Genomic DNA, 20,568 nt, shown 5'->3' with positions numbered 1-20,568 from the left:
CTCCGATCAAGCCGAAAATGATGCTATTCAGCCATGTCAGCAACGTTCGCAGTATTACAGGGGCGGAAAAGCTGCTGCTGCAATTTTGCCTAGACGTTCGTACGTATTTCGATTGCATTCTGGTAACGCCTGGTGAAGGGCGGCTAACCTCAATGGCCCGCAAGCGTGGGATCACTGTCCAGATTCAGAATCTATTCATGCTGCATGGCATGTATACCCCGTACGAGGGATTGGCGCAGGATGCGGAGAATTTGCGAAATCATGTGGCGTACGCGCCGTTGCTCCAGATGCTTGGGCAAGCTCGGCCTGATGTGGTGCTGGTCAATACCTGTGTGAACGTCATGCCAGCTATGGCTGCCCAAGAGCTTAATATTCCGGTGATCTGGAAAATAACAGAGGTCATTAATCAAAATGCGCATACGCCAGTTTCTGTCTCCATTATTGAGCGCTATAGCCAATGGGTCATCGGCATTTCGCAAGCGGTTATGCGTCCTTTGTATGGCGGGGGATTGACACGTCAGCATACGGTGTTGTCTCCATGTCGGGATATGGAAATGCCGTCTCCCAAAGAGCATGTGCTGGAACGGAAGAGGAAACGTGAAAAACTGGGACTGCGGGATTTTCATATCTGCATTGGTTATATTTCATCTTTTATCTACGAAGCCAAAGGGCTGTTGCCTTTTGTCCAAATGGCTCTAAAGCTGTGTGAAACCAATTCGCAGTGTCGTTTCTGGATCATCGGCAGCTCAGTGGACTCCGAGTATTACGTAAAATGTGTCTCTTTGATTCGCCAGTCCCGTTATAGCCGCCGCTTCCAGTTCAGTTCATTTGAGGAGTCCGTCTCCACAGCCTATAGCGCAATGGATATTGTTGTGATCCCTAGCATGGTGGAGGAAGGCTTTGGTATGACGGCCCTGGAGGGTCTGGTTTACGGCAAGCCTGTAGTAGCCTTTGCTCAGGGCGGGCTTGTGGAATTGATGGAGGCGACTGGAAATACAGATTTTTTGGTAGAGCCGGGAAACAGCGACATCCTGGCGCAAAAAGTAGGCTACCTGCTCGATCATCCCGAGGAAATGGAACGAATTGGTGTGCGTAACAACAGTGCGGCTACGCGTGTGTACGGACCCGATTCCTACCGAAGCAGTCTGCACGTCATGGTCAGTCAATGGGTATGTCATCATCCGCATTGGTTCCCATTGATTCAGCAGCCGGGTGGACCGGTATGGACGAGGGAAAGCGAAGGACTGCGTCAGGTCACTGCTATACCTGAGGCTTATGCCCACACTGTTCGAGAATTTCCCGAATCGGTGGTTAATCAACTGCCGGTGCTGGGCCTGCCGCCAATTGAATATGCAGCTATTCAGGGCTTGCCACAACCAGCTCCCCCTTTGCCTGAGGCACCATCTGAGTTGCCTCGCCGCAAGCGTAGTATTCGGGCAAGATGGCCAAAGGGACGCAAGCATACCAGACTGCGGAATCGAAGGTACAAGAGAAGCGCTGGCAGAAGCCGTCTCAAGAAAATTCACGGGTCCCCGTTATATCGAAGATCCAAGTCCAAACAGAAGCTCAAGCGGAAACTCAAACTTCTGTCACGGCGATCCAAAGCGCACAAGCAGAAGCGAGTCATACTCAAGGCCAGACAGCATTCCAAACAACGGTCCGGGTGAATATACACCGGACCGTTGAGATGAACGTTAAGCCGGAGCACAGCCAGTCTGCTGGATGGCTATTATTCATTGAACTCCACAGTTCTATGAAACAACGACAGCAAAGGTGGGTTCCAAAACCATGAAAATATTGACCGTGCTCGGCACAAGACCGGAGATTATACGGCTCAGCCTGATTATTCCGAAGCTGGACCATTATGCAGATGAACATGTGCTTGTGCATACGGGCCAAAATTATACGGAAAGCCTGAGCGGACAATTCTTCCGCGAGCTGGGTTTGCGCGCCCCGGATTATGTGCTTCAGGAGAAAGCGGGAACGCTGGGCAAACAACTGTCTGCCATGTACTCGCAGATGGAGGACATTTTAAACAAGGAACGCCCGGATCATGTACTTTTGCTAGGTGATACGAACAGCGCCTTATGTGCCCTGCTTGCGGAACGTATGGGTTACCCCGTTGTGCATATGGAGGCAGGGAACCGCTGCTATGATCTGGATGTGCCAGAGGAGAAGAATCGGCGCGTCATTGATGCGATTTCTACCATTAATATGCCTTATACAGAGCAAAGCAAGCAGCATCTACTACGCGAAGGCTTTCCAAGCCAACGAATTATACTGACTGGAAATCCGATCTATGAAGTAATGCAACACTATGAGAAAGAGGTATCCGGCAGCGAAATTCTGAAAAAGTTAGGACTGTCGCCCGGAGAATATTTCCTGGTCACTGCCCACAGAGCTGAAAATGTCGACCATCCGCCGCATTTGCTGGCTATTTTGGATGGTCTTAACCGAGTAGCCCGGCAGTTCGGGCAGCGTGTCATTTGCAGTATTCATCCCCGCACGGCCGCCCGGATCGCAAGCCACCCGCCGATCCAGCTTGATCCGCTGGTAGAATTCCACGAGCCGTTCGGTTTTTTTGACTTCGTTCTGCTGGAGCGACATGCCCGCTGCGCTTTGACGGACAGCGGTACCGTACAGGAAGAATGCTGTGTCATGGGGGTGCCGACGGTCACGATGCGTCGCACGACCGAAAGGCCGGAAACGGTAGATTGCGGCAGCAATATCGTGTCCGGTCTTGATGGCGAGGTTATAGCAAATGCGGTAGCCTTAATGACCGGGATAGCTCATAAGTGGCAATGTCCCGCAGGCTATCTGGCGGAAGATGTGTCGGATAAGGTAGTAAAATTTCTGCTTGGAGGGAAACGGCATGTTTGAAAACAAACGTATCTTGGTTACCGGCGGTACCGGCTCCTGGGGGCATGAGCTGGTTGCCCAGTTATTGCCGCGTAACCCCAAAGAAGTCATTATCTTTTCACGCGGAGAATCGAGTCAGGTTGCAATGAACAGGCAGTTTGAGGATGAACGACTCAGCTTCTGTATTGGGGATATTCGGGATAAGGATGCGCTGACTACCGCTTGCCAAGGAGTAGACTATGTATTCCACTTGGCGGCTCTCAAGCACGTACCTGTCTGTGAGGATCAGCCCTATGAGGCGCTCAAAACGAATGTCGTAGGCACCCAAAATGTAATCGAGGCCGCTGTCGCCAATCAGGTAAAGAAGGTCATATATATATCGACTGACAAGGCGGCCAACCCTTCCAATTTTTATGGTATGACGAAGGCGATTGGAGAAAAACTGATTGTTTACGCCAATTTGCTGAATAGTGATACACGTTTTGTGACGGTACGCGGCGGTAATGTTTTGGGTACAAACGGAAGCGTGGTGCATTTGTTCCAAAGCCAGATTCGCCAAAAGGGCAAGGTTTTCATCACAGATATGAACATGACCCGCTTCTTCCTGACCTTGCGTGATGCCATCAGTCTACTGTTCAAAGCTTCCGTAGAAAGCGTGGGCGGCGAAATTTTTATCATGACCATGCCAACCTGCCGTATTGTGGATTTGGCTGAGGTGCTCATTGAGGATTCAGGCGTGGAAAATGTAGAAATCATAGAAAAGGGCGTCCGTCCCGGTGAGAAAATACACGAGATTTTGATGAGCGACTTTGAAAGCCTGACAACGGTAGTATATGACGAGCAATATTTGGTCATTCTCCCGACACTGAATATTCCTCAATTAAAGGACCGTTATAATCAGTGCCCTCCGGTATCGTTCAGCAGCTTTAGTTCGGAATTCAATTTGATGTCAAAAGAGGAGATTCGAAGCATTCTCCAAAGCGGGGGGTTCATCAAATGAAGCTGCTTATTTTGGGCGGGAACGGCATGGCAGGCCATGTTCTGGTTAAGTATTTTCAAAACCAGAGCGGGTATAACGTGTTCTATACCACCCGTGATTCCGCAAATAAGGGCGGTCTCCTGCTGGATGTAAAGGACAGCTTTATGGTGGAGCAGCTGGTACGGAGTGTACAGCCAGACGTAATTATTAACGCGGTTGGCGTACTCAATCAGTATGCCGGGAAAGATCAGATTGCGGCATACCAAATCAATGGATTGCTGCCGCATCTTCTCCGGCAGACGGCGGACAGTATCGGTGCCCGATTGATTCATATCAGCACGGATTGCGTATTCGAAGGAAAGCGGGTTCCTGGCCTATATGAGGAGACAGATCAACCTGATGGGACAAGTGCCTATGCTTTGACGAAAATACTCGGAGAAGTAAAGGCACCACGGCATCTGACCATCCGTACCTCTATTATCGGACCGGAGATTCGGTCAGGCGGGATTGGCTTGCTGCACTGGTTCTTGCAACAGAGCGGAGACGTTGACGGATACCGCCGGGTCTTTTGGAACGGAGTCACAACGCTGGAATTAGCAAAAGCGATACAAGTGTTGATGAATGAGCCGTTGGACGGACTCATTCATCTGGTTCACCCTGAACCGATCAGCAAGCATGATTTGCTGCTTCTGTTCAAAGATATCTGGAAGAGAGAGGATATTCGGATCGTGCCGAAGGATGAGCCGGTGCAGGACCGGACGCTTCGTTCTACCCGGGCCGATCTGCTCTACGATGTTCCTCACTACAGCATCATGCTGAAGGAGCTGCTGGAATGGACAGAAGCACAGCGGAACAACGTCGGCCAGTCATAGCCATTACCGGAGCGGCGGGCTATACCGGGATGCATGCCTGCCGCTATTTTGCAAAACTTGGCTGGGAGGTGGCAGCGCTGACTCGCACTGCCGCTTCTGCTACAAAATTGACCTCACAGACTGAAAATGATGGGGATTTCAGCCTGGAAGCGGGCACACGTGGCTGTATTACACCTTATGTGTGCGACTTGCTCGACAAGAAACGTCTGGGCGAAGTGATTCGACACATTGCTCCGGATTATGTGCTTCACCTGGGTGGCAAAAATTCCGTACCTGAATCTTGGCAGAGTCCATTGCTATATATGGAATCCAATGTACTGTCCACCCTGTATCTGCTCGATGTACTGCGACCTTTCCCCCAAGCCAGAATTGTTGTTGCGGGTTCTCGGCTAAAGACGGCTTTACAGGCACCATACCATCCAACGCATCCATACAGCCTTAGCAAAAGCATTCAAGAGGCAGTCGCGCTCTCGTGGGGCGCGCTGTTCGAGCAATCTGTCATGTTGGCAGAGCCTTGCAACCTGATTGGCCCGGGTCCATCCACCGGCTTTTGTGCATTACTCGCGGGGTATATCGTTCGGACAGAACGCATGAAAGAGCAATTCGTAACGGAGGCAGCTCCGTTTCGCGTGTCTTCCCGACATGCGCAGCGTGATTTTCTCGACGTTCGTGATGCAGTTCGCGCCTATGGCGTGCTATTGGAAAAGGGAGTGCCAGGCCGAATTTACTCGGTCTGCACAGGCCGCATTGTGGAACTGGGAGATATCGTGGAACGTATGGTTGCGCTGGCGAAAATATCTATTCCCATACAATGGGGAGATATAGCCGAGCCAGCGGCAACGGAGGCATATCGGGCGCAGGAGCTGGAGGAGATGGGCTGGAAGCCGACCATACAGCTGGGGCAATCGCTGGAGGATATGATTCAATACCGCCGAGCTGGAAAGGAAGGAACGATATGAGACCAAAAGTAACGATCGTCATTCCCTTTTATAACTGTGCATATGTGGATCAGGCTTTACAAAGCGCTTTGGAGCAAACCTATGGGCCGCTTGAGATTATTGTCGTCGATGACGGGTCCACCACACATGTTAATATGCTTCAGCCCTATCTTCCCTATATACATTATTTGGGCAAGTCTAACGGTGGAACAGCCAGCGCTTTGAATCATGGTATCCGGCATGCCAGCGGTGAATATATTGCGTGGCTCAGCTCCGACGATACCTACCATAGGGACAAAATTAATAACCAGGTTTCTTTTATGATCGAACAGAGTGCATACATCTCTCATACTAATTTCAATTTCATCAATCAACACAGCCAAGTCACAGCCTATCAAGCAGCTGCTGTATTTCCGTCCCTGACGGAGTTTTACCGTTTTTTCCAGCAGGGGAATCCGGTCAATGGATGTACGGTGATGTTCAAAAAGGAGCTGTTTGCACATATCGGTTTGTTCGATGAACTGCTGCCGTACACCCATGATCTGGATATGTGGTACCGAGTAATGCTGGCAGGATATCCATTTCCTTTTCTGAACGAGTCCTTGGTTAACTACCGCTGGCATGATGAAATGGGAACCAAAAAATATTGGCCTGCTGTGGAACAGGAGTACAACATCACCCAAGCACGTTATCGAGATCGCTTCAGTCAGATGTTGGGCGGTTTATCCTCATGAAGCGAAAGTTTGTCAGGGGGGATTGATATGGTAGATACGGGGATTGTTATGCCGCTGTACAAACAGGATATTGGTTATCTGCAAGCTGCGATCTCATCCGTACTAGCCCAGAGTTACAGGGCATTTCGCTTCATCATTGTGATTGACGGGGCGCCGGAAATGATAGAGCCGGCGCTTCACGCAGCAATGGGAGACCCGCGTGTTCAGTTGGTTACACTCCCTCAGAACCAAGGAGTATCCCATGCCCTTAACCGGGGATTCGATGAGTTGTTTAAAGATCCAGCGATCAAGTATGTGACCTGGGTATCCAGTGACAATGTGTATCATTCATCCTTTATCGAACGATTGCGGTGCGAGCTAGAGCAGGGACCCGATTCGCTCGGACTTGTGTTCTCCACCTTCCGTCAGATTGACGCTGCGGGTAATTCGTTGTATGACGAGCAGCATCAACAAGCATTAATTCGCTACCAAAGTCAGCCACATCATGAATTGTTGAACGCCAGCATTGTCGGGGTGTCATTTATGTACAAAAGCCAATATGCTCGTCTGATCGACGGCTATCGGCTGCAACCTGTAGAGGATTATGATTACTGGCTGCGGCTGACCGAGACATGCAGCATGAAATTCATTCCGGAGATCCTGATGGATTATCGGGTGGATTCTGCTTTTAGTGTATCGGCCAGCTTGCGCAGCCAAAAAGAACATCGACGCTGGCGGCACGCATTTCAAATTGCCAAGTATGAGGCTCGGGCCCGCCGGGGAGTCCCACTTGAAATGACCATTTTAATGCCTATTACGGATATGGCTCAAGCTGAGCCGTTGCTCGATAATCTGCTGGAGCAGCATTACAGTAATTGCGTGGTGCGGTTGCTTGATCTTACGCCGGAACAGAGCGCTGCTTCCTTTCTGACGATGATGCTTGACCCTCGGCTAATCGTAACGCCGAGACCGCATTATTCCGTCAAGGAAGCATTGGTTCAGGCGATTGGTGAAACGACAACTCGCTTTGTTGTATGCTTCGGTATCAAACCTTATATTGCTGTGACGGATTTGTTGTATCTTACGGATTTGCTGCGACCTTTGCAGGATACACATGCCTTTTCCTACTATACAGATGACCATTCGACCATTGGCAGCGGCCGAGGGGTTCAGTCCGTACCGCCGGAATGGAATTACGTGTATTATACCCACAGATTGCATCAGACACTGGAGCAGGGTGGTGCTTTTAGCTAACAGGAGACAAAGCTGGGATCGTGGTCAACTCAGATTGAAGGACACGATGCTCCTGTACAACATTACCAAACTGATCCAATCCAAAGTTGGAAAGCACAACATTGGCTGGTGCGACGGAGACTACGTTGTATTGTACCTCATAGGCAAGAACCCCTTGTATAAAGAAAGTACGACGCGCAATCGAGTTTGCAGGCAAATTAACCGATGTCACGTACAGTGGTGTCTTGGTATCCGGTACGAGTGAGAAAAAAATTTGGATGGTCACGGTTGCCGCGTTCACTGTGTCCTCATTGACCAAATTTACAACAACATTGGAGCAGGCAGTACCGAAATCCCTTGTGTTGGTCATATATCCAGTTGTAAAAGCCAATAGAATCATCCTCTCAAAACAGTATGATGGAATCCCTCAATAGGGATGCTTCTATACTATGAATCTATGGAGAGGAAAGCTTGTATGGTTGTCTGTAGGCTACACCGAAAAAAGTACATTTTGATAGAAACACTTCAGGCATATCTATATATAATGAAGGGAATGCTCGCGATGCCTTTGAATTTTCAAGTGACACCCAGCGGCCTGCCCAAATTTGAACCTAGTGTTGCTGTTAATTTACTGAATCCGAATATTGTTGTGGCTGTAGCTGTTGACTTTAGCAGCGGGCCCCCTTTAATTGGGCTGTATCGCTCACTGGATGCCGGGGCGAACTGGACCGATACTTTACTGCCACTTCCACCAGGATATACAGGAGCAGAGGCAGGAATGGTGGCCTATCTGTTCCCCAATATTTTTATCGTATCCGCACACGTGTTTCCGGGAAATGAGAACGGGGCTGTCGTGATCTATCGTTCTACGGATGATGGAGCCACTTTTGGCTCTCCCGTGGTCATTAACCCAGGCTATGGAGATTACATTAATAATGACTGGACCAATATTACGACAGATAACGCAGGGGCAAGTCCGTATCTAGGGCATGTCTACGTTACGTATAACCGCCAATACAACGTAGAGTTTAATGCTCGGTCTGCGGCCTTCTACCAGCGTTCTACGGATGGAGGATTGACCTGGGATCGACCGTTGTTGCTTTCCAATATCCAGTCCTCCACGGAGCGACCCGAGCCCGCGGTCGACAAATATGGCAGTGTATATGTCAGCTGGATTCGTACGGGGCCGCAAACCCCGGCTTTCTTTATCCGGCGGTCTTTTGATGGAGGGGCCACTTTTAGCGGGGATATTCTTGTGTCCAACATAACGCTGGTACCTAGTCCGTTGCCCGTTCCTGGATATGATTTTCGTGTATTGAATTCTCCCTGCTTGGCAGCAGACTGCTCGGGGGTACCTTCTACAACAAATACGCTATATGCCGTGTGGCAAGATTTTGGTCAGGGCTACAGTAATGTTTTGTTGTCCAAATCCAGCGATTTTGGCGGTACCTGGAGCGCTCCGGTCATTGTGACGGACAGCCCGCCGGGTTCTCAAAATTTCTTCCCTGCGATTGCAGTGTCGCCCAAGACGGGGCTGGTCGTTGTTGTCTACTATACGAATCGCCTGGACGGCTTTAATCTGGATGTGTTCGCCGCTCAATCATCGGATGGGGGCAATACCTTTACGAACAGTCGTCTCACAACGACTTCCTTTAACCCGAATGTAGGTGGGGGCGAATCAGAACTGATCGGCGACTACATTGATATCGCCATTGTACCACCGAACAGCTATATATCCGTCTGGACGGATACGCGCACAGGCAGTTTAACGATTTTTGCGGGCGTACCGGGAGGTGAAGCCTGATGCCGAACGTACAGCTTACACCTAACGGAAGGCTGGCACAGGAGCCGAGTGTGGCTTTCAATCTGCTCGACGGTACCATAGTGGCTGCTGCCATTGATTTTACGACCGGACCGCCGTTGACAGCAGTATACCGTTCAGATAACGGTGGTGCCTCCTTCACACAGCAAATTCTACCGCTGCCAGCCGGCTATGTAGGGGCGGAATCCCATAGCGTCAGCTACGGTTTTCCCAATTTGTTCGTCATAGCTTGTCACGTATTTACCGCAGACGGCTTGAGCGGTACCATCGCTACCTATGTGTCCAGAGACAATGGCAATACATTTGATCCACCCGTGATTGCCCAACGAGGGTATGGGACGTTTGTCAATAATGTGGAAGTCAGCGTGAAATTCGATACTTCACAGGTCAGCTCCTATACCGGTAACATCTATTTATGTTGTACGCATCAGTATAACCCCGACTTTTTCGGCGACTCAGTCATGTTTTTTCAACGCTCGCAGGATGGTGGAATCACATGGAATACACCTGTGGTGCTCACTCCTGGTTCCAATCAGATCACGCGCGGAGAAATCACCGTGAGCATTACAGGGGTGATTTATGTCGGGTACATTGTGACGAATCCGGTTAACCAATATCAGGTCATTGTGTCCTTCAATGGGGGGACTTCGTTCAGTTCCTCGCTGCCAGTGTCCTCTGTCGTCCCAGTTCCAAGTCCGCTGCCTGTGGTCGGTTTTGGCTTTAATGTATTGCCGACGGCCAACATTGCCATAGATCGTTCCACCAGCCCGAATCAGGGGACGCTTTATGCGGTTTGGCAGGATAATCGGGCAGGGTATGCGGATGTGCTGCTTGCCCGGTCCGTGGATGGTGGATTAAGCTGGACTGCGCCGCAATCGGTGACAGGAGCCAGTGCAGGAGCACAGCATTTTTTCCCGGCCATTGATGTTTCGCCCGTGACCGGTGTGATTAAGATTGTGTACTACACCAATCAAATCACAGCCTCTTTATTAGATGTATTTGTTGCAGAATCATCGGACGGAGGGAATACATTTACGAACCTCAGAATAACAGACAGTTCCTTTAATCCTAACGGGATTAGTCCTGTTCCAGTGGTCACGATCGGCAATTTTATTGATGTAACGATCGTGCCGAATAACGGTTTTTTTGCGGTCTGGACAGACGCATTATCGGGTTTCCAGCAAATTTACGGAAGCAACGGAATGTAGCTTAACGTACGAGACAGAGGAGGTGGGGCTGTTTTGAAAATTTTGTTGGCTACGTACTGGCCGATTCCTCATTTGGGTGGTGTGTGGCCCTTTATGCTGCAAATTAAACGAAGACTTGAGCTACTGGGTCACACGGTAGACTTGATGGGGAACGGACCGGATACCCCTAAATACCATATTGTCTATGAAGATAAGGAGTTGCTGAAGGATCAATTGCTGCCCTTGCTGCATACGAAGCTGAATGAATCGGCTGCCCCTGTATTACATTTGGATTCATGGGTGCAGACGGTGGAAAAGGATCGATACTGTATGGAACTGGCGGCAGCCTATTTCGGGGTTGAGCAGTATGATGTGATTCATACGCAAGATGTCATAGCCACTCGTGCTCTAAGTCGGGTCAAACGCAAAGACAGTGCGTTGGTAGCAAATATTCATGGCTCGCTGGCTCGTGAAGTCATGATGGCTTTGGAGCGGGATCATGAAGAGGGTTACCGCGAGACGCTGATGTGGAAATATTATTGGGCGCTGGAGCATTATGGCGCTATTTCCGCTGATATTACGATTACGTCTACAGAATGGATGAAGCAGACGCTTGTGCGTGAGTTCGAAGTGCCTGAGCAGCAGATTGCCACTTTCCAATATGGCTTAGACACCGAACACTTCTGGGAAGTCCATGCCAGGGGAACAGACATGACACGACCTGAGGGGAAAAAAGTTATCATTTGTCCTTCTCGGCTGGTCTATATCAAAGGGCTACATTATTTAATGAGCGCTCTTGGCCTATTGAAAGCAAGCCGTACGGATTGGGTTTGCTGGATTGTTGGGGAGGGAGATAAGAGGGAAGAGCTTCAGGCACAGGCGAAGGAGCTGGGGCTGGAAGAAGACGTGGTATTTCTCGGACATCGTGAAGATGTACCTGCCCTTTTACAACTGGCGGACCTTTTTGTACATCCGAGCATACAGGATAATCAGCCGTTTTCGGTCATGGAGGCACAGATTATGGGGCTTCCGGCAGTGGTATCGGATGCGGGTGGACTGCCGGAAATGGTGAAGCATGAACACACTGGACTGGTTTCCCCGGTTGGCGATGTGGAGGCACTTGCAGCTCATTTGCAGCATTTACTCGCTCAGGATGAAGTACGGATAGCTATGGGGAATCGTGCCAAGGCATGGGGAACCGCGCACTGGTCGCTGGATGTTATGATTGAACGGCTCGTCAATATTTATGGGCAAGCGCTTAATCAAGTGCGTTGATTCGATAGTTAGGAGGGAGAGCATGACTTTTCCTATCGTTGGAGACTTGTACAACCGTATTTTTGAAATCCAGCAGTCACATCCAGATCAGATGGTCGATTATGCAATCTGGAACCGAATTAACACCTCGCTGCCAGAGGATTATAAGCTGCCGGATGCTGACATTTTGGAACGGCTGAAACAATCTGCGCCATGAGCATACAGACCATATAAAAAGGCAGGTCGGGCTTACATTCCCACCTGCCTTTAGTTTATTTCAGCTCATTGTTCATCCGGGTTGTCATCCATTTGGTCTACATAAACCGAGCCTCGCATCATAAGTGGTCCCGTAACAACAGCACGGTGGTCAGCTGATTGTACAGTCAAGCAGTATACATGAGTCTCTGCCTGTTGTGCTGTTTCCTCATAGCTTAACTCGGCAAATCCCTCCTGATAACAGGAGTCCTGCAGCCAATCCAGCACGGGTCCCTGCTCATCGTTGCGGCGCAATCGAATATCCAGCTCCCCAATATCCCAGTTGAGCAGCGGATTCTCCCATGCCAAAGAGACTTCGATGAGAATGTGGCCCTCAGCTTCACCTGCAGGAATGATCAATGTAGAGAGCACGATCTCCTGTTCGGTAACCTGAAAAGGCAGTGCATATGTGCCTGCTTCAGCTTTGTTTTGAACTGTATATTTCAACAACATACAATTTTCCTCCTCTGCCTGTTCATTAAGGTGTCACGGTAAAATGACTGGCTGTCCGCTTAGCGACTACGTTCCCGTTCTCCACAAATTCCGCCAGGATAAACAGCGTTTCGGGATTGTAAATATTCGTGACCACCCGCAGATAAAATGGATTTTGGGCTGCCTCCATATCTTTGATTTCCAGTACAGAGCCAGCTTCGGGAGAAGGGCCCAGTCGAAGAAGTTGCCGCCTAAAAACACCACTGTCATTCCCCATTTCCAACAGCACATCAACGGATCTCTTTTCACGATTGAAAAAGGTTACATGGCAGCTTTGTATATGGGCGCTGTGGTGAGCGAGATGATGATCGACAGTTAAAAGAAACACAGACATATCATGATGCCTCCTTGAATTCCGTTAGGTTACCAGCCTTATATGATATGAAAAATAACCGCGAGTGGACTGGATAGTTGTACGCCTCTTTGACAAAAAGCGCGCCAGTGTCCAACCCTTTTTGCCATGCTGTGCATGTAATGTAGAGTGGAACAATCTGCGGCCTGAAGCCCCTTTTCGACTACAGAAAAAGCAAAGAGTAGATCGGGGGGAAGGGTCGCTTTAACAAAGGAGGCACGGCTATGAGACTCGCACAGCTGGCAGGGGAATATGACGCGGTCTTCAGTCTAGGGCAAAACTGTACACCTGCCATTCAATTGGAAAAGAACCGTTTGCGGCCGTTTGCCGGGGTGCTGGACTGGATGATGTCTGACACGCTCTCTGATGTGAACCGCTTGCTTGAGAATCGGTTTGCAGGTTTTATGGATTTGCCTAATTTAAGTGTCGTTGGTACGAGCCAACTGAATTATATGGTCAGAGATATTGCTTATAATGTGATCTCGGTACACGATTTTCCGCAGGAACGCAACACGTCCGCAGATCTGGTGACCTATCCCGAGTTCAGGGAAAAGATAGACCGTCGTATCGAACGTTTTTTTGCAAAAACACAGATGGCCAAGCGCAACTTGTTCGTCCGTATGCTGGGCACCTATGAAGAAGTAGAGGAACTGGAGCGGATCTTGTCGGGGATCGTAGCGAATGAATTTCGGTTGTTAGTGGTGAATTGTTCCGGTGTAACGGAGTTGACGGAGGTGGATTGGCAACTTCCTCATGTATGCGCAGTGGAAATGCCTTTTGCCGATGTATGGAATTACAAGAGTGATCCACACTGGCGCACCCTTTTTGAGGGAATGTCCTTGTCGAAAAGGGGAGGTCGTCGTGCTTGAACGGTTGCAAGGGGAATATGACGCAGTGTTTAGCCTGGGAGGGCATTGCTTACCTTCGATTCAGCTGGATAAAAACGGACTGCGTCCGTATGCAGGTCCGCTGGATTGGATGATTTCTGGCAATTTGTCACAGATCAGTCGTTTACTGAATGAGCGATTTGCCCGTTTTATGGATGTTGAAAGCCTGCGTGTCACAGGGCATGATTACGGAGGTCATAACTTCCTGGTTGAGGATGCGTCCTATGAGGTTACAGCAGCACACCATTTTCCGGTTAGCCAGAATACATCAGAGCAGCTGGCGTCTTATCCTACATTCAAAACGACACTTGATCGCCGCATCGCACGTTTACTGGAGAAATTCGCATTGGCTTCCCGTCTGCTGCTGGTTCGTGTCGGTGGCAGCCGGGAGCAGGCGGTAGAACTGCATGATGTGTTGTCACAGAGAATTACCCATGATTTTCGCTTGTTATACGTGGATTATACAGGGACTGAAGGTGTGACGGAGCTGAATTGGGGACTGGAACGATTGGTTTCAGTAGCGCTGCCACCAGAGGATATATGGAACGGTCAGGATGAAATGTGGCGTTATATGCTGGACAACGTCAGACTTCATGTCTGAGGTGCGGAGACTATAGGAACACGTATAGATTGTCTTCCACCTGTGCTTGCGCCTGCGCCAAGCTGTAGAGCATCGCATAACATGATGCGAAGGGAAGATAGATGCTTCGGTTTAAAAGGAGGGTGCGCTAGTGAAGGCTTTGGTCACCGGAGGAGCCGGATTTATTGGTTCCCAGCTGGTACGTGCGCTTGCTGACTCGGGCGTCAGAGTGCTTGTGCTGGATAATCTGACGACCGGGAATGCTGCAAATGTAGACCCGCGCGCGGTCATGCATATTGCAGATATTCGCAGCCCTGAAGCCAGGACGCTGCTGATTCGGGAAAGCCCGGATATTGTGTTTCACTTGGCTGCACAGGCTGATGTGCAGCAATCCATCCATCACCCCGATGAGGATGCGGATGTGAATGTGCTGGGGACGATTCATTTGTTGCAGGCCTGTCGTGATGCGGGTGTGTCGAAAATCATATTTGCCTCCACATCCGGCGTATATGGAGAGCTGCAAAAGCAATGTATTCAGGAAGACGATCCCGTGGAGCCTATTTCAGGCTACGGACTGTCCAAGCTGACCGCAGAATCGTATATTCGGCTTTTTTATCGGTTGTACGGTTTGAACTACACGATTTTGCGTTACGGAAATGTGTATGGTCCCGGTCAGGCAGCGAAGGGAGAGGGCGGTGTCGTCGCTATTTTTATAGAGCGGCTGAAAAAAGGAAGCCCCTTGCTCATTCACGGCGACGGAACGCAAACCCGTGACTTTGTGTACGTCAAGGATATAGTTCGAGCCAATATGGCGGCTATGCATGCAGCGGACCAACGCACGGTGCATGTAAGCACGGGGCGAACGACGTCCATCAATCGGCTGGCCTATGATTTACTAAAGCTGCACGGTTCGTCTGTGCGCCCTGTGTATTCACCGGCGCGGGCGGGAGATATTCACCACAGCTGTCTGAGTAACGCAGTCGCCAGACATTGGCTTCGTTGGGAACCGCTATACGGTATCTCTGCCGGTCTAAAGGAAACGTACGTGAGCAGTATGGGCACAGGCAAAGAAGGCGTATAGGGCTAACGAGCGCGCGAATCAACCAAGAGACTGAGAAAACCTCTCAGCCTCTTTTTGGTTTGGACGAATTTATATGTTTTCGCCAGCCAGCTTGTCCATTTAACTACTTATACTCTTCATCCAGATCAGCAACAAATGAGCGCTCCTTGATAATAGATTGATACCAGTAGCCAGATTTCTTCAAATGCCGACTTCGATCATTTTCCAGATTAATTTCCACCAGTCCATAACGATTTTTAAAAGCATTCATAGGAGAAACGTTGTCTGTGAAGGCCCACAGCATATAACCTGTACAGTTGGAGCCTGCGTCTACAGCTTGTAACGTGTAGTATAAATGCTCAGTTATAAAGTCAATCCGATAGTCGTCCTGAATGATGTGTTCCTCATTTTTGAAAGCAGCTTCATTCTCAATGCCCATGCCATTTTCCGCGACAAACCACTCGATATTGTTATATTCGTTCTTGATACGTATGCCCATATCGTAAATGATCTTCGGATAAATTTCCCAGCCCCGTGACTTGTTCATTCTTTTACCCGGAAGATCGAAATGCTCATAGTAGTAAGAGGGGTGAAAAGGATTGTTTTCGTTCCACGCTTTACTCTGCGCTTTGACCCGGTGGGGATAATAGAGATTGATCCCAACGTAGTCCACGGTATTTTCTTTAATCAAGGCCAGCTCTTCCGTTGTAGCCTCAAATGCAATATCATGCTTGCTCATGAGCTCGAACAATTCTTGCGGGTATTCGCCTTTTATAAGCGGGTCCAGAAATATCCGATTGTAAAATAAATCATACACATGTGCTGCGTACTGGTCATGAGGGGCGCTGGATCGGGCATAAGTCACTTCGGGATTCAAAATAGCACCTATTTTAGCCCCGTTCTGACTATAATTTTTGGCTTTGAAAAGCTGTACGCACTTTGCGGTAGCCAGCGTTTTGTTGTAGTTCCATTGCATCCACTTCCGTGTGTTTTGTTCATAGGGATAGCGAAGGGCATCCAGATAGACGCGAGTCTGTACAACAATGGGCTCATTAAACGTAAACCAGTGCTTGACCCGATCCCCGTACCGTTCGAACACCTTTTCTGCATATTTCACAAACAACTCTACCACATGCTTGGAAGACCAGCCCTCATATTTGTCGAGCAAATAAGCAGGTAATTCATAGTGTTCCAGACAAATCATCGGCTCGACTCCGCTTGCAATTAATTCGTCAATGACTTTGCCCATATAATCCGCATAGGTTTCATCCACCACCACATGCTCATAATCCGTTAAGAAGCGGGCCCAATTAATAGAGGTGCGATAATGAGTCAGTCCAATCTGCTTCATCAGCGCAATATCCTCGGTATAACGATTATAAAAATCGGTTGCACCCGCGGGTCCATATCCATTGTGCCAGACATAGCGGTCATTTTTGTACCATACGTCCAGATACGAGTCCTGACCTTCCTGTTTACCGCTCCAGCCCTCTGTCTGCCAGGCGGAAGCCGCTGCCCCCATCATGAAATTCGGTGGAATTTGTATTGTGTGTTTAGCCATGATATGTTTCTCCTTTTCATTCTATAGATTTCCCATAGCGATCCTCTGCGGGGGTATCTCTACATTAGCGCATTATTCAGTCGTTCGCTTGTTGGCAATTTCGAGGAACGAAAAATAGATGAGATGATGAGTTTATGAAATTAGTAGAGCTTGCTCAAACAAATCCAACGTAGAGGCTATGAACGCAATTTTTCAATATTTCGATCCAGAGCTCATCATACAAAAAATAAAGAGCCCTTGACGATAAGCTGCTTCTGGTGACGCCACGATTTGGTTGTAATTCGCAGCCTTAAATCACCTACATAAGTGAGAGGGAATTGAAGACTAACATTAAAGAATGTGGAGCCATTTAGATGTTAGCGACTCTATCAAATCTACTCTCAACTAAACTAAATGGAGGCGTTTAACAATGGGTTATCACATTATTGCTAATTTTCCATCTAATCGAGATTACAAAGGAACACTGAAAGTTTATAACGATAGTGGTAGTTTGGTGTTTGGACCTGTAGAAGCTTTAGGCCGTGGATCAAATGATCCGAAGAATGGTAACGACCATACGAACTGGAGACTTAAATATGCAGACATTCCTACGGGGGTTGCGAAAACAATTGTTTATGCGAAAGGTGACTCTGACTATTCTTATGGTCCTTATAAGCGTGTGTGGCTGAATCAAGCAGTAAGTGGGAACTTCCTGACTGCTACAAATAATGGCCGCGACGAAATTATGATTCATGGCGGAGACCCTGCTACAAGCACATCTCTGACTTGGTATCCTCTGCGTCCAACATACGGTTGCATCCGACTTTCTAACAGTGACCAAAGAGCACTAATTCAAGTGCTTGAGCAAAACGGAAGTTCCGGCAAAATCACAATAAACTAGAACAAAAAATTCAAAGGGCGGGATTTACTCCGCCCTATTTGGTATTAATTTGTACTGTATTTATCAAGTTTGAACCATTTTTGAAATTCGTTCTGGCTAATTTTTTTAACAGGTTTCACCTTTTTGCTGTCCATTGAGTATCTGTACAACTTCTTTTGGTCAGATGGATACTCACTTATATAGTCTAAACTTTTTCCATTTTTATGCCATAAAATCAGACTTGTGCTAATGTAATCCGTTTCCCTAGGAAGATATATAAAGGCATCCTTCTTGGTGTTATAAATGGCTATGGAGCTCCTTGATGTATCACCGTACGAAAAGGCAATTTGATCTTCTTTAGGTGACCAGTTATAAGCAGCAATGGATTCTACATTTTTTTTGCCTTTAGCTTTTAAAAGATCATTTACAATGGTAGATTTTCCGGTTTTAAGATTGATCAGTAATAACGTATCTCCTGCACTGCGCCGTGCCTGGATAGCCAACCATGTATTAGAAGGAGATAATACTGCGCTCGATATATTACGCAGTTTATCATTATATCCATCTGTTTTAATGGTGTAATTCTGTTCTCCTGTTTTGATCGTTATAGATGTAATAACACTCTTCTCAGAGCTTGGTGCATTTTCTAGCTCCATTTTTTTGGCCACTAACGAAACGTTTTTCTCCTTCCAAATCACCTGATTTGGGGTCTCGCTCTTTTTAAATTTGGTTACAGACTGGTAAACAGATGGATTTATAGTATTAACTGAACTTTGAACATGCGTATTAGGGCGTAAAGTGCTATTAGCATTGGCAATAGAAAAGCCACTTACACTTCCCACAAGCACTATACTAGACAGGAAAGCAGTAGCGTATTTTAGTCTTGGATTTTTCATTTTAATTGCTCCTTTGTAAAAAAAATATTGGGCTTCAGGACTTGATCCAAGGTTTTCCTAAAATTAAATCTATATACATAGACGTGGAAATCGTGAATTTGTTTCTTGTTTATTGAAAAAAATTACATAACAATTGGAAAACATGAAGGAGCGAGTGATACTTTCGCCCGCTCTAGTAGGCCAGCCCAAGTCAAACATTCTGTTATAAGGTTGGATGTTATTGAGGTGAAGGCAAAATGCAATTTTTCCCTTCGATTTTCTGTACTTAACCTATAATCTTGACATTCCTGCAGATTCAGAGATATTATAGATACAATAAGTCTGTGAATGAGGTGTAGTTATGAAATTTACCAAAGCAACCAATTATGCACTGCACACCATGCTCATGCTCGTTGAGGATTCGTCGGTGAAGCCCGTAGGTGTCCAGCAATTGGCCGAATCCCAAAATGTCTCACCCACGTATCTTTCAAAAATTTTGACGAGGCTTGTGAAGGCGGGGATGATCGAATCGGTCTCTGGAGCCAATGGGGGCTATCGCTTATCCCGCAATAAAGACGATATTACCTTTTTGGATATTATCCATGCGATTGAAGGGACGAATTCTTTGTTTGAATGTGATTTTGTCCATGGATCAGAATGTCTGATTCAAGCTGTAATGAGGGAAGCGGAGGAAAAAATGGAGGGCCATCTTAAAAATACGAAATTGGTCGATTTAGCCCAAAAGCAAGCGCAAGTATAAAGGGGAGCGGCTATAAATAGAGAGAAGGTGATCGCCAGTTATGTGAAGTGTTTTTTTTTGTTTTAATTATAGATATAAAGAGTCTTTAATATCTTTGTAAAAGGAGCTGGATGTTATGCTGTACGATTGCGCTATTATTGGGGGAGGACCTGCTGGATTGAATGCAGCCCTTGTACTGGGCAGGGCAAGAAGAAGTGTGGCTTTGATCGATAATAACCGGCCCAGAAATGCGGTTACGCATGCGTCGCACGGTTTCATTACGAGAGATGGCGTAACGCCGGCCGAGTTCCGCCGCGTAGCTTATGAGGAAGTACTGCGGTATCCATCTGTGCATCATCTGCAAACCGAGGTTATTTCAGTTACGAAAAATGAATCCGGATTCGAGGTATTTGATTCTTCAGGCCTTCGTGTTCAAGCGCGAAAATTGATACTGGCGATGGGTGTAAAGGAGATATTCCCTGAGATCGAAGGTTTTTACACGTTCTACGGAAGAAGTTTGTTTAATTGCCCTTATTGCGATGGCTGGGAGCTACGGGATCAACCGCTTGTCCTCGTCTCTGAGTCGCCAGCTATATATCACACAGCCAAACTGCTCCTGAACTGGAGTAAGGATTTGCTTGTCTGCACGAACGGTCAGGCATTCTTGTCGGACGAGCAAAAAGAACGACTTCAATCTAAAGGAGTCGCGGTAATGGAGCAGCCTGTTGCAGCGTTCATCGGTCACCATGGACAGCTGGAGTATGTGTCCTTTACGGACGGTACTCAAGTCCCAAGGGCCGGCGGCTTTGTGACCCCCCAATTTGTGCAAAGTGCACCGTTTGGAGAACGTTTGGGCTGTGAAAGGACAGAGTCGGGCGGGATCCAAACGGATGGAGCGGGGAGAACCTCCATTCCTGGTGTATATGCTGCGGGGGATTCTTCATACTTCATGCCTTCTCAGTTGATTTTTGCTGCGGCCGACGGTAGCCGAACCGCTGCGAGTGTAAACCTGGATTTGACAGAGGAAGACTTTAACGAATGACGGGAAATT

At 48.1% G+C, this 20,568-nt stretch carries 22 protein-coding genes; 17 read left to right on the top strand and 5 right to left on the bottom strand.

Annotated elements, in window-relative coordinates; all coding sequences use genetic code 11:
• Positions 1–17: 17 nt before the first annotated feature.
• The 7 genes from MKX36_RS19695 (at position 18) to MKX36_RS19665 (ending at position 7,615) form a co-directional block, all read left to right on the top strand.
• Positions 18–1,667: a glycosyltransferase gene (locus MKX36_RS19695; protein ID WP_019688494.1), complete on the top strand. Its 1,650-nt coding sequence runs from the start codon at positions 18–20 to the stop codon at positions 1,665–1,667.
• Positions 1,668–1,788: 121 nt separating this feature from the next.
• Entirely contained in the window at positions 1,789–2,880 is a 1,092-nt protein-coding gene (gene wecB, locus MKX36_RS19690; protein WP_016820075.1) for a non-hydrolyzing UDP-N-acetylglucosamine 2-epimerase, read from the top strand.
• Positions 2,873–3,859: a polysaccharide biosynthesis protein gene (locus MKX36_RS19685; protein WP_016820076.1), complete on the top strand. Its 987-nt coding sequence runs from the start codon at positions 2,873–2,875 to the stop codon at positions 3,857–3,859. Before wecB ends, MKX36_RS19685 begins: the two co-directional genes overlap by 8 nt.
• Positions 3,856–4,710 carry a dTDP-4-dehydrorhamnose reductase family protein gene (locus MKX36_RS19680; RefSeq protein WP_016820077.1) on the top strand — a complete coding sequence of 285 codons (855 nt, stop codon included), beginning with the start codon at positions 3,856–3,858 and terminating at the stop codon, positions 4,708–4,710. The genes MKX36_RS19685 and MKX36_RS19680 overlap by 4 nt, the downstream gene beginning before the upstream one ends.
• Positions 4,671–5,669 (top strand): NAD-dependent epimerase/dehydratase family protein, encoded by a 999-nt coding sequence (locus MKX36_RS19675; protein WP_019688493.1) that lies wholly within the window; start codon positions 4,671–4,673, stop codon positions 5,667–5,669. Before MKX36_RS19680 ends, MKX36_RS19675 begins: the two co-directional genes overlap by 40 nt.
• Positions 5,666–6,382, top strand: coding sequence for a glycosyltransferase (locus MKX36_RS19670; RefSeq protein WP_019688492.1), 717 nt, complete (start codon positions 5,666–5,668; stop codon positions 6,380–6,382). Before MKX36_RS19675 ends, MKX36_RS19670 begins: the two co-directional genes overlap by 4 nt.
• Before the next feature lie 27 nt (positions 6,383–6,409).
• A complete protein-coding gene (locus MKX36_RS19665) occupies positions 6,410–7,615 on the top strand; it encodes a glycosyltransferase family 2 protein (RefSeq protein ID WP_102998211.1) in 1,206 nt (401 codons plus the stop codon).
• On the opposite strand, the gene MKX36_RS19660 is transcribed toward MKX36_RS19665, so the two are convergent.
• Positions 7,608–7,994, bottom strand: coding sequence for a hypothetical protein (locus MKX36_RS19660; RefSeq protein WP_225164804.1), 387 nt, complete (start codon positions 7,992–7,994; stop codon positions 7,608–7,610). The two genes, MKX36_RS19665 and MKX36_RS19660, sit on opposite strands and share 8 nt — an antisense overlap.
• Positions 7,995–8,069: 75 nt before the next feature.
• On the opposite strand from MKX36_RS19660, the gene MKX36_RS19655 reads away from it, so the two are divergent.
• Genes MKX36_RS19655 through MKX36_RS19640 form a run of 4 tightly spaced genes read left to right on the top strand, consistent with a single transcriptional unit; the run spans position 8,070 to position 12,074 of the window.
• The gene (locus tag MKX36_RS19655; protein WP_080690749.1) at positions 8,070–9,398 is read left to right on the top strand and encodes a sialidase family protein; all 1,329 of its coding nucleotides are present in this window, start codon (positions 8,070–8,072) and stop codon (positions 9,396–9,398) included.
• Entirely contained in the window at positions 9,398–10,624 is a 1,227-nt protein-coding gene (locus tag MKX36_RS19650) for a sialidase family protein (RefSeq protein ID WP_340865399.1), read from the top strand. The genes MKX36_RS19655 and MKX36_RS19650 overlap by 1 nt, the downstream gene beginning before the upstream one ends.
• A gap of 33 nt (positions 10,625–10,657) precedes the next feature.
• On the top strand, positions 10,658–11,878 hold the full coding sequence (locus MKX36_RS19645; RefSeq protein ID WP_017427328.1) for a glycosyltransferase family 4 protein: 1,221 nt from the start codon (positions 10,658–10,660) through the stop codon (positions 11,876–11,878).
• 22 nt (positions 11,879–11,900) lie between these two features.
• Complete coding sequence (locus MKX36_RS19640) at positions 11,901–12,074, top strand: hypothetical protein (RefSeq protein WP_016820085.1); 174 nt, start codon at positions 11,901–11,903, stop codon at positions 12,072–12,074.
• A gap of 65 nt (positions 12,075–12,139) precedes the next feature.
• Here the strand turns inward: MKX36_RS19640 and MKX36_RS19635 are convergent, their stop codons facing one another.
• Together MKX36_RS19635 and MKX36_RS19630 are read right to left on the bottom strand one after the other, a co-directional pair.
• On the bottom strand, positions 12,140–12,565 hold the full coding sequence (locus MKX36_RS19635) for a hypothetical protein (protein WP_017427329.1): 426 nt from the start codon (positions 12,563–12,565) through the stop codon (positions 12,140–12,142).
• A gap of 25 nt (positions 12,566–12,590) precedes the next feature.
• Positions 12,591–12,938: a hypothetical protein gene (locus tag MKX36_RS19630; protein ID WP_025365721.1), complete on the bottom strand. Its 348-nt coding sequence runs from the start codon at positions 12,936–12,938 to the stop codon at positions 12,591–12,593.
• A 242-nt stretch (positions 12,939–13,180) separates the two neighbouring features.
• Between MKX36_RS19630 and MKX36_RS19625 the strand changes: the two genes are divergently transcribed.
• From MKX36_RS19625 to MKX36_RS19615, 3 genes are all read left to right on the top strand, one after another.
• Positions 13,181–13,825, top strand: coding sequence for a DUF1796 family putative cysteine peptidase (locus tag MKX36_RS19625; RefSeq protein ID WP_016820088.1), 645 nt, complete (start codon positions 13,181–13,183; stop codon positions 13,823–13,825).
• On the top strand, positions 13,818–14,444 hold the full coding sequence (locus MKX36_RS19620) for a DUF1796 family putative cysteine peptidase (RefSeq protein WP_045244873.1): 627 nt from the start codon (positions 13,818–13,820) through the stop codon (positions 14,442–14,444). Before MKX36_RS19625 ends, MKX36_RS19620 begins: the two co-directional genes overlap by 8 nt.
• Before the next feature lie 130 nt (positions 14,445–14,574).
• Positions 14,575–15,504: an NAD-dependent epimerase/dehydratase family protein gene (locus tag MKX36_RS19615; protein ID WP_017427333.1), complete on the top strand. Its 930-nt coding sequence runs from the start codon at positions 14,575–14,577 to the stop codon at positions 15,502–15,504.
• Positions 15,505–15,607: 103 nt separating this feature from the next.
• On the opposite strand, the gene MKX36_RS19610 is transcribed toward MKX36_RS19615, so the two are convergent.
• Entirely contained in the window at positions 15,608–17,044 is a 1,437-nt protein-coding gene (locus MKX36_RS19610; protein ID WP_340865393.1) for a glycoside hydrolase family 1 protein, read from the bottom strand.
• 409 nt (positions 17,045–17,453) lie between these two features.
• On the opposite strand from MKX36_RS19610, the gene MKX36_RS19605 reads away from it, so the two are divergent.
• Positions 17,454–17,924 (top strand): L,D-transpeptidase, encoded by a 471-nt coding sequence (locus MKX36_RS19605; RefSeq protein ID WP_016820092.1) that lies wholly within the window; start codon positions 17,454–17,456, stop codon positions 17,922–17,924.
• Positions 17,925–17,968: 44 nt separating this feature from the next.
• Here MKX36_RS19605 and MKX36_RS19600 read toward each other — a convergent pair whose 3' ends face one another.
• Positions 17,969–18,799: a hypothetical protein gene (locus MKX36_RS19600; protein WP_090890368.1), complete on the bottom strand. Its 831-nt coding sequence runs from the start codon at positions 18,797–18,799 to the stop codon at positions 17,969–17,971.
• A 340-nt stretch (positions 18,800–19,139) separates the two neighbouring features.
• Between MKX36_RS19600 and MKX36_RS19595 the strand changes: the two genes are divergently transcribed.
• Both MKX36_RS19595 and MKX36_RS19590 read left to right on the top strand, forming a co-directional pair.
• The gene (locus tag MKX36_RS19595) at positions 19,140–19,538 is read left to right on the top strand and encodes an Rrf2 family transcriptional regulator (protein ID WP_016820094.1); all 399 of its coding nucleotides are present in this window, start codon (positions 19,140–19,142) and stop codon (positions 19,536–19,538) included.
• Positions 19,539–19,653: 115 nt separating this feature from the next.
• Positions 19,654–20,559, top strand: a complete 906-nt coding sequence (locus tag MKX36_RS19590) for an NAD(P)/FAD-dependent oxidoreductase (RefSeq protein WP_019688484.1) — start codon at positions 19,654–19,656, stop codon at positions 20,557–20,559.
• Positions 20,560–20,568 lie beyond the last annotated feature (9 nt).

It is taken from the genome of Paenibacillus sp. FSL W8-0439 (assembly GCF_038008995.1).
Taxonomy (GTDB): domain Bacteria; phylum Bacillota; class Bacilli; order Paenibacillales; family Paenibacillaceae; genus Paenibacillus; species Paenibacillus polymyxa.
Note: the sequence above shows the minus strand (reverse complement) of the source record. Positions and strands in the feature narration are given on the sequence as shown.